Genomic DNA, 8,195 nt, shown 5'->3' with positions numbered 1-8,195 from the left:
CGGCGGGAGGCGATCATCGCGGTCGCCCGCCGGTATGCCGTCACCATCATCGAGGATGATGCCTACGCGCGCATCTGCCCGGCGCCGCCCCCGAGCTTCGCGGAACTCGCCCCCGAGATCACCTACTACGTGGCCGGCCTCTCCAAGTGCCTCGGCGCCGGGTTGCGCCTTGCCTTCCTGGTGGCCCCGAGTGCCCGGTCCGCCCTTCCCCTCGCCAGCGCCCTGCGTGCCGCCACCGTCATGGCCTCGCCGATCTCGGCCACGCTGGCGACGCGCTGGATCCTGGACGGCACGGCGGATGCCATCGTGCAGTTCGTGCGCGAGGAATCGGCCGCGCGCCAGCGCATCGCCACCGCACTGCTTCCGGCCGGGACCTACACCGCGGATCCGCACGGCTTCCACGTCTGGATCACGTTACCGGAGGGCTGGACCCGCTCTTCCTTCGCCAGCCAGGGACGTTCCGCCGGGCTCGGCGTCGTTGCCAGCGACCCGTTCTGCGTCGCTGGAACACCGCCCGAAGCGGTGCGCCTCTGCCTCGGCGGCCCCTCCACCCGGCAGCAGATTACACAGGGCTTGGAAGTGCTCGCCCACGCGCTGGAAGGTTCGCCGGCCCTCGCGTCGTCCTACATCTGACTGGGCATTCTGCTCCTGTGCGTGCGCCGGCTGCGTTGCGAAGCGGGATCAGGTTCCTGCGGCGCCCCGGCCCCAGCGGCCGATTCCCCCGCTTGCGGGCAGCCAGGAACGTCGTCCCGGCTCGCCGGTGCCGACCATGGCGCCGAGCCGATCCCCCTCAGTGCATCAGCCCGCCCTGAGCCACGTCCGCAGGACCCCGGCGACGAGACCGAGCGTCAGGACGCTGCCGACCCACAGGAGGGCGAACCAAAGGAGGCGACGCCACAAAGGAACAGGTTGGCGTTGGTATTCGGATACCTCGTCCATCAGTGATATCCTGCGGCGTCGACCTTCCCTCGGAAGACCCAGTACGAATAGGCGGTGTAGACCAGGATGATCGGGATCAGGACCGATGCGCCCACGAGCAGGAAAACCTGGCTCGAATGCGGTGCCGCGGCCTCCCAGATCGTGATCCGCCCCGGCACGACGTCGGGGAAGATGCTGATCCCCAGCCCAACGAAGGACAGCAGGAACAGGCCGAGCGCCAGCAGGAACGGGGTTCTCTCCGCACCGGCGCGCAGCGCACGGAAGAACAGGATCGAGGCCACCGCGACCAGGAGCGGCACCTGGGCGGTGAGGAGCAGGTTCGGCATCGCGAACCAGCGCTCCCAGTACTTGCCCTCCAGGAAGGGCGTCGCGGCGCTGACCGCCGCGATGACCGCGACCGTGGCTGCGCCGAGCCCGAGCGAGAAGGTGCGCGCCCTGTTTTGAAGACGGCCTTCCGTCCGCATCACGAGCCAGGTGGCACCGAGCAGGGCGTAGCCGCAGACGATGCCGAGACCGACGAGGAGGCTGAACGGGGTCAGCCAGTCCCACCAGCCGCCGGCATACGCACGGCCCTCGACCTTGATGCCCTGCAGGAGTGCGCCGAGCGTGATGCCTTGAGCGAACGCCGCGACGACCGAGCCTCCGGTGAAGGCGACGTCCCAGAGGGCCCGGTGGCGCGGGTCGCGCCACCGGAACTCGAAGGCGACGCCACGGAAGATCAGGCCGAGCAGCATGGCGATGATCGGGGCGTACAGCGCCGGCAGGATCACCGCGTAGGCCAGGGGGAACACCGCGAACAGGCCGCCGCCGCCGAGCACCAGCCACGTCTCGTTGCCGTCCCAGACCGGCGCGATGGAGTTCATCGCCGTGTCGCGCTCGTGGCCCGGCCGAAGGGCCGGGAACAGGATGCCGATGCCGAGGTCGAAGCCGTCCATCACGATGTAGGCGAAGACCGCGAAGGCGATGATGAGGGCCCAGACCACCGTCAGGTCGATGGTGTCGAACATGTCGGTTTTCCTACGCGGCCGGCTGCATGTGTTTGTCGGGGTCGACGGAGGACGCGGGCGTGATGCCGGCGGTCCGGATCGGAGCTCCAGGCTCAATCCCGTGCTCACCGCGGTGCGGCGACTTCGCCATCAGGTGCAGGATGTAGAAAATGCCCATGCCGAACACGGCGAAATAGATCACCACGAAGGCGACGAGCGATGTCGCGACGGCCGGGGTGGAGAGCGGCGACGCCGACTCGGCCGTGCGCAGGAGCCCGTAGACGGTGAAGGGCTGGCGCCCGACCTCGGTGGTGATCCACCCCGCCACCACGGCGACGAAGCCCGCAGGCCCCATCGCGAGGGCGAAGCGGTGAAGGGCCGTCCATTCGTGAAGCTTCCCCTTGAAGCGTGCGACGAGGCTTGCCACGCCGAGCAGGAGCATCAGCATGCCGAGGCCGACCATCACCCGGAAGGACCAGAACACGACGGGGACCGGAGGCCAGTTCTGCCGCGGCACGGTGTCCAACCCGTTCAGGGGCTCGTTAAGGCCGTGCTTCAGGATCAGGGATGAAAGCTTCGGGACCGAGACCGCGTAGCGGACCACGCCGGCATCCTGGTCGGGCAGGCCGAACAGGATGAGGGGTGCCCCGTCCGGATGGCTCTCGAAGTGGCCCTCCATGGCCATGACCTTGGCGGGCTGGTGCTCCAGCGTGTTCAGGCCGTGGGCGTCGCCGGCCAGGATCTGGAGGGGCGCAACGCCGGCGAGCATCCACATGGCCATCGAGAACATCGTCCTCGCGCCCTCGTTCGCCCGGTCGCGCAGCAGGTGCCAGGCACCAACCGCGCCGACCACGAGGGCGGTGGTGAGGTAGGCGGCCAGGACCATGTGGACGAGGCGATAGGGGAAGGACGGGTTGAAGACGATGGCCCACCAATCGACCGGTACGAACTGGCCGGCGGCATTTGTGGCGTACCCCTGCGGCGTCTGCATCCAGGAATTCACGGACAGGATCCAGAACGCCGAGAAGAACGTCCCGACCGCGACCATCAGGGTCGCGAGGAAGTGCAGTCGCGGGCCGACCTTCGTCATGCCGAACAGCATGACACCAAGGAATCCGGCCTCCAGGAAGAAGGCCGAAAGCACCTCGTAGGCCATCAGTGGGCCGAGCACGGGGCCCGTCTTGTCGGCGTAGACCGACCAGTTGGTGCCGAACTGGTAGGACATCACCAAGCCGGACACCACGCCCATGGCGAAGGCGATGGCGAAGATCTTGATCCAGTACCGGAACAGGTCGATGAACACCTGGCGGCCGGTGGCAAGCCACAGCCCCTCCAGCACCGCCAGGTAGCTGGCCAAGCCGATGGAGAAGGCCGGGAACACGATGTGGAACGCCACCGTGAACCCGAATTGCCATCGCGCGAGCAGCAGGGCGTCCAGGTTCACCAGCATGTCGGTCATCTATTCGTATCCCGATGAGGTGGAGGGCAGGCGCCGTCAGGCGGCCGATGGGACATCGCCCCATCCCAGTCGTGAGCGAACTTCGACGAGCGCTCCAACGAGCGCTCGCATGTGATCCTCGGTATGGAGCGGCGTCGGGGTGATGCGCAAGCGCTCGCGCCCGCGCGGGACGGTCGGGTAGTTGATCGGCTGCACGTAGATTCCGTGGCGCTCCAGCAACGCCTCGCTGATCCGCCGGCAGAGATGGGCGTCGCCGACCATCACCGGCAGGATGTGGCTCTGGCTCGGCAGGACCGGCAGGCCGGCCTCGCGCAGCATCGCCATCAGGATCGCCACGTTGCGCTCTTGCACCGCCCGCTCCGCCTGGCTGTGCTTGAGGTGGCGCACCGCCGCCCGGGCGCCGGCGGCGATGTGCGGGCACAGGGAGGTCGTGAAGATGAAGCCCGCCGCGTGGCTGCGGATGACGTCGACGACCGTCGACGGCCCGGCGACGTAGCCGCCCATGACGCCCAGGGCCTTGCCGAGCGTCGCCTCGATGAGGGTGACGCGATGGGCGACGCCCTCGCGTTCCGCGATGCCCGCGCCGTGCGGGCCGTACATCCCGACCGCATGCACCTCGTCGAGGTAGGTGAGCGCCCCGTGACGCTCCGCGACGTCGCAGATCTCGGCGATGGGCGCCACGTCGCCGTCCATGCTGTAGATGCTCTCGAAGGCGACGATCTTCGGTCGGGCGGGATCGCACCGGGACAGCAGCGCGTCGAGCGCGGCGACGTCGTTGTGCGGGAAGATCACCTTCTCGGTCCCCGCGCGGCGGATGCCCTCGATCATCGAGTTGTGGTTGCCGGCGTCGGACAGGATCAGGCTGCCGGGCAGCACCTGTCCGAGGACGCTCAGCGCCGCGAGGTTCGAGACGTAGCCCGAGGTGAACAGAAGGGCGGCCTCCTTCCCGTGCAGTTCGGCCAGCTCCCGCTCCAGAAGCACGTGCTCGTGAGCCGTCCCGGAGATGTTGCGGGTGCCGCCCGCACCGGCGCCGTAGCGGTCGAGGGCGGCGTGCATGGCGCCGAGGACCTCGGGGCTGTGTCCCATCCCGAGGTAGTCATTGCTGCACCAGACCGTGACCGGGCGGCAGCTGCCGTCGGGGTGCCTCCAGACGGCTGTCGGAAACGTACCGACGTTGCGCTCAAGCTCGATGAATGTCCGGTAGCGGCCGTCCTCGCGCAGCTTCAGGAGCGAGGCATCGAAAAGGTCGGAATAGGGGAGCATCGTCCCAGTCCTCGTCAGGTCGTATCGGGTCAAGGCAGGCCCAGGGACGGGCCATGCCGCCGGCGCGCGTCCGTCCGAGCCCGCGCGGGAAAGCAGTGGCGTCAATCCTTGGGCGCGGGATCGCCATCGGGCGCCTTCCGGACCTCGAAACGCCCTTCCTCGGCCTTGTGGATGTACTGGCTGGCGATGAAGAACCCTTTCAGCGGCCGGATGATCGGCACGCAGGCCAGCAGCAGCAGCGGAAGCGTCGAGATCGCATGGATCCAGACCGGCGGGTCATAGGTGAGCTCCAGCCAGATGCCGAACGCGGTTACCGGGAAGGCCATCGTCATCATGATGAAGAAGGCGGGTCCGTCGGCAGGATCGGCGAACCCGTAGTCAAGGCCACAGGCCTCGCAGCGGGGCCTCAGGGTGATGAAGCCGTCGAACAGACGCCCCTCGCCGCAGCGCGGGCAACGGCACCGCAGGCCTACTGACAGGAGGGATAGATCGGTCGTCCCTTGCATCGTCCAGGTCCCTGACTTGCTCGTTGTATCCGGCTGTATGGAGGTACGCCTTGCACGCTCTCAATGTATGGCTTAGAAATCCATACGCTCACCTTGGAAGCCGATTGCTCCGAAGGCGACTCCCCCCGACAAGAGCGCGTCTCGCCTTGTCAGTATGTCTAATGTATGCGTACACTATTGCGTGAACAGGGGTCAATGATGGAATCTTGGAGCCCTACAATCGCAGGTGACGCAGGTCCCAAGTACCTGGCCATCGTCAAGGCTTTGGCGGAGGACATTCGCGCCGGGCGGCTCACGCCCGGCGTCCGCCTGCCGCCGCAACGTGCCTTGGCCAAGCATCTCAACGTCGACCTCACCACGGTCACGCGCGCCTTCAACGAGGCACGCAGGACCGGCTTGATCGATGCGACCACCGGCAGGGGCAGCTTCGTTCGCGGTTCCGCGCCATCGACCGTCGATGCGCGTCAGACGGACCCGTCCGGGAGCGTCGACTTCAGCATGAACATGCCGCCCCAGCCGGTCGCTGCGCGTCTGGCCGAGCGTATGGAGGCAGGTCTCGCGCGCTTGGCCGGTTCAGCGGGCTTCCGCGACCGAATGCAGTACCAGGACAGTGCCGGGAACATGGCCGACCGGGTTGCGGCGGGGCAATGGCTCGGCCGCCGGCTCGGGCCGCTTCCGATCCAGCGCGTCCTGGTTGGGGGAGGCGCCCAGGTGGTCCTGTTCGCTGTCCTGTCCGCACTCCTCAAGCCTGGCGACGCCCTCTGCGTCCCCGCCCTGACCTACCCCGGCCTGCGCATGGCGGCGGAGCGGCGGGGCGCTCGTTTGATTCCGGTGGCCTGCGACGCGGAGGGACTCGACCCGGAAGCGTTCCTCGAAAGCTGCAGGTCCGAGCGGCCACGGGCCCTCTACCTCGTGCCGACGCTCGACAATCCGACGACCGCGACGCTGCCGACCACCCGGCGCGAGCGAATCGCCGAGATTGCACGCTCGCACGGGGTCTCGATCATCGAGGACGATGCCTACGGCGCCCTGTCGCACGAAGGTCCCTCCCCCATCGCGGCCATTGCGGGAGACATCACGTGGCATATCGCGACGCTGTCCAAATGCGTCTCCCCGGGCCTGCGCATCGCCTATGTCGCCGTGCCTGGAACGAACGAGGCGGTGCGGCTGGGCGCCGAGCTGCGTGCCATTAACATGATGGCGTCCCCACTGACGGCCGGGCTCGCGTCGCAATGGATCGCCGACGGGGAGCTCGACGCCATCGTCTCGGCGATCCGACACGAGAACGGCCTTCGGCAGGCGGTCGCGCGCGAGATGCTGCGGGGCCTCGATATCCAGGCGCATCCGTGTGGGCATCACCTCTGGCTCCACCTTCCCCAACAGTGGCGCCGCGGCGAGTTCGGGGCCCACGCACGGCAACTCGGGCTGTGCGTCGTCCTGAGTGACGCCTTCGCGGTCGGGCCCGCCCCGGAGGCGATCCGTGTCTCCTTGGGCGCGGCCCCGGATGCCGAAACGCTGCGATACGGCCTCAGCTTGCTCGCCACGCTGTTGTCGCATCCACCCGGCGCGATCTCGACGGTGGTCTGAGGTGGCGGGTCCATCCGGCAGCCGAAACCGTCCGACAAGGCTTGGGGAACCCGCGGCCCGGCTCGCGCGGATGCGGGTACCGGCAGCTTTCTTCGGGATGGTCCTCGGACTCTGCGGCCTCGGAAATGGCTGGCGCGCGGCCGCGCGGCTCGGCCTGGCACCGAACTGGATCGGTGAGGCGATCTCCATTCTCGGCGTCGCGGTCTGGTTCACGTGGCTATGCCTATACGCCGCGCGTTGGCGAAACGACCGACACGCCGTTCTTCAAGAGGCACGGGACCCGACATCCTCGTTCTTCACGTCACTGGCACCCGTCGCCACCATGATCGCCGGTGTCGGCCTCGCCCCTCACTGGCCAGCCGCCGCTTGGTTGATGGCTCTGGCAGGTCTCGTCGGCGTGACCCTGTTTGCCGCATGGGGTGCAGGGACCCTTTGGATGGGCGGCCGCGCTTTCGAGGCAACGACGCCGATCCTCTACATGCCGACGGTCGGCGGGGGCTTCGTGGCGGCCATCACGTGTGCGTCGTTCGGGATGAAGGATCTCGGACTGCTCTACTTCGGGGCCGGGCTCCTGTCGTGGCTGACGCTGGAATCCATCGTCGTGCATCGCATGATCCTGAGGACCCTGCCGGTGCCGTTGCGTGCCTCGCTCGGGCTGCACTTCGCCCCGCCGGCGGTTGCCTGCGTGGCCTACCTGTCCGTCACCGATGGGCCGCCGGATCGGCTCGCGCAGATCCTCTTCGGATATGCCCTGTTTCAGGCCCTCGTCATGGTGCGGCTCGTTCCCTGGCTGCGGATGCAGCCGTTCTCGCCGGCAGCCTGGGCCTATACCTTCGGTGTCTCGGCCCTCCCGCTCGCCGCGTTGCGCCTGACGGAGCGGGGGCTGGAGGGGCCGAACGGCAACCTCGCCATTCCGCTGTTCATCATCGCCAACCTTTTCATTGGCTGGACCGCGCTCAGGACCGTCGTTCTCCTGCATCAACGCAAGTTACTTCCGGGCAGCCGATCATGAGGGTGGTGCAAGAAGCCGCTGCCATGATTGCGCTTGCGAACCCCCGATAGCGATCCTCGGCGTGCTCGGTTCGTTGGGTCGACAGGTTACGCATGTGTCGATCAAACAGCTTTCCGGGAATACAGCGCGAGCGTCTGCTTTCGTGAAGTACCGTCCAAGAGTGGATCGGTACCGATCGCGACCCCACTCTCCGGGCAGTTCAGCGAACGCCCCATTGACGTGAGATGACCTATGAGACGCGTCATCGCTCAACGCCGATCCAGATCCTGACTCGAACCCAACAGCCTCCGGAAAACCCGGCGCGGTTCACCTCGACCACGCGAAGGTTTGGACGTGCAGACAGAGGCCATTCCCTACCGATTGTTTTTGTTGTGCATGTCGAGGGCCACGGCGGCGAGCAGGACGACGCCCTTGATGACCTGCTGGTGTCCGACGTCAGCACC

Annotated in this window: 8 protein-coding genes; 3 read left to right on the top strand and 5 right to left on the bottom strand. The window is 67.5% G+C overall.

Annotated features, from left to right (window positions below; all coding sequences use genetic code 11):
* Positions 1 to 633: aminotransferase class I/II-fold pyridoxal phosphate-dependent enzyme (locus MFF30_RS11365; RefSeq protein ID WP_238279499.1), on the top strand; the 633-nt coding region annotated here is incomplete at its 5' end.
* A gap of 165 nt (positions 634 to 798) precedes the next feature.
* On the opposite strand, the gene MFF30_RS11360 is transcribed toward MFF30_RS11365, so the two are convergent.
* From MFF30_RS11360 to MFF30_RS11340, 5 genes are all read right to left on the bottom strand, one after another.
* Positions 799 to 939 (bottom strand): DUF2474 domain-containing protein, encoded by a 141-nt coding sequence (locus MFF30_RS11360; protein WP_238279498.1) that lies wholly within the window; start codon positions 937 to 939, stop codon positions 799 to 801.
* Positions 939 to 1,946, bottom strand: coding sequence for a cytochrome d ubiquinol oxidase subunit II (gene cydB, locus MFF30_RS11355; protein WP_238279497.1), 1,008 nt, complete (start codon positions 1,944 to 1,946; stop codon positions 939 to 941). The genes MFF30_RS11360 and cydB overlap by 1 nt, the downstream gene beginning before the upstream one ends.
* Positions 1,947 to 1,956: 10 nt before the next feature.
* Complete coding sequence (locus MFF30_RS11350) at positions 1,957 to 3,375, bottom strand: cytochrome ubiquinol oxidase subunit I (RefSeq protein WP_238279501.1); 1,419 nt, start codon at positions 3,373 to 3,375, stop codon at positions 1,957 to 1,959.
* A gap of 45 nt (positions 3,376 to 3,420) precedes the next feature.
* Positions 3,421 to 4,647, bottom strand: coding sequence for a 5-aminolevulinate synthase (gene hemA / locus MFF30_RS11345; RefSeq protein WP_238279495.1), 1,227 nt, complete (start codon positions 4,645 to 4,647; stop codon positions 3,421 to 3,423).
* 101 nt (positions 4,648 to 4,748) lie between these two features.
* Positions 4,749 to 5,153, bottom strand: a complete 405-nt coding sequence (locus tag MFF30_RS11340; RefSeq protein WP_238279494.1) for a DUF983 domain-containing protein — start codon at positions 5,151 to 5,153, stop codon at positions 4,749 to 4,751.
* A gap of 195 nt (positions 5,154 to 5,348) precedes the next feature.
* Here MFF30_RS11340 and MFF30_RS11335 point away from each other — a divergent pair, with 195 nt between their 5' ends.
* Together MFF30_RS11335 and tehA are read left to right on the top strand one after the other, a co-directional pair.
* Positions 5,349 to 6,740 (top strand): aminotransferase-like domain-containing protein, encoded by a 1,392-nt coding sequence (locus MFF30_RS11335; RefSeq protein WP_238279493.1) that lies wholly within the window; start codon positions 5,349 to 5,351, stop codon positions 6,738 to 6,740.
* A gap of 70 nt (positions 6,741 to 6,810) precedes the next feature.
* Positions 6,811 to 7,752 carry a dicarboxylate transporter/tellurite-resistance protein TehA gene (gene tehA, locus MFF30_RS11330; RefSeq protein ID WP_283205889.1) on the top strand — a complete coding sequence of 314 codons (942 nt, stop codon included), beginning with the start codon at positions 6,811 to 6,813 and terminating at the stop codon, positions 7,750 to 7,752.
* Positions 7,753 to 8,195: the final 443 nt, after the last annotated feature.

The sequence above is a fragment of the Methylobacterium goesingense genome, assembly GCF_022179225.1.
Taxonomy (GTDB): Bacteria; Pseudomonadota; Alphaproteobacteria; order Rhizobiales; family Beijerinckiaceae; genus Methylobacterium; species Methylobacterium goesingense.
This window is presented reverse-complemented; position numbering and strand designations above follow the sequence as displayed.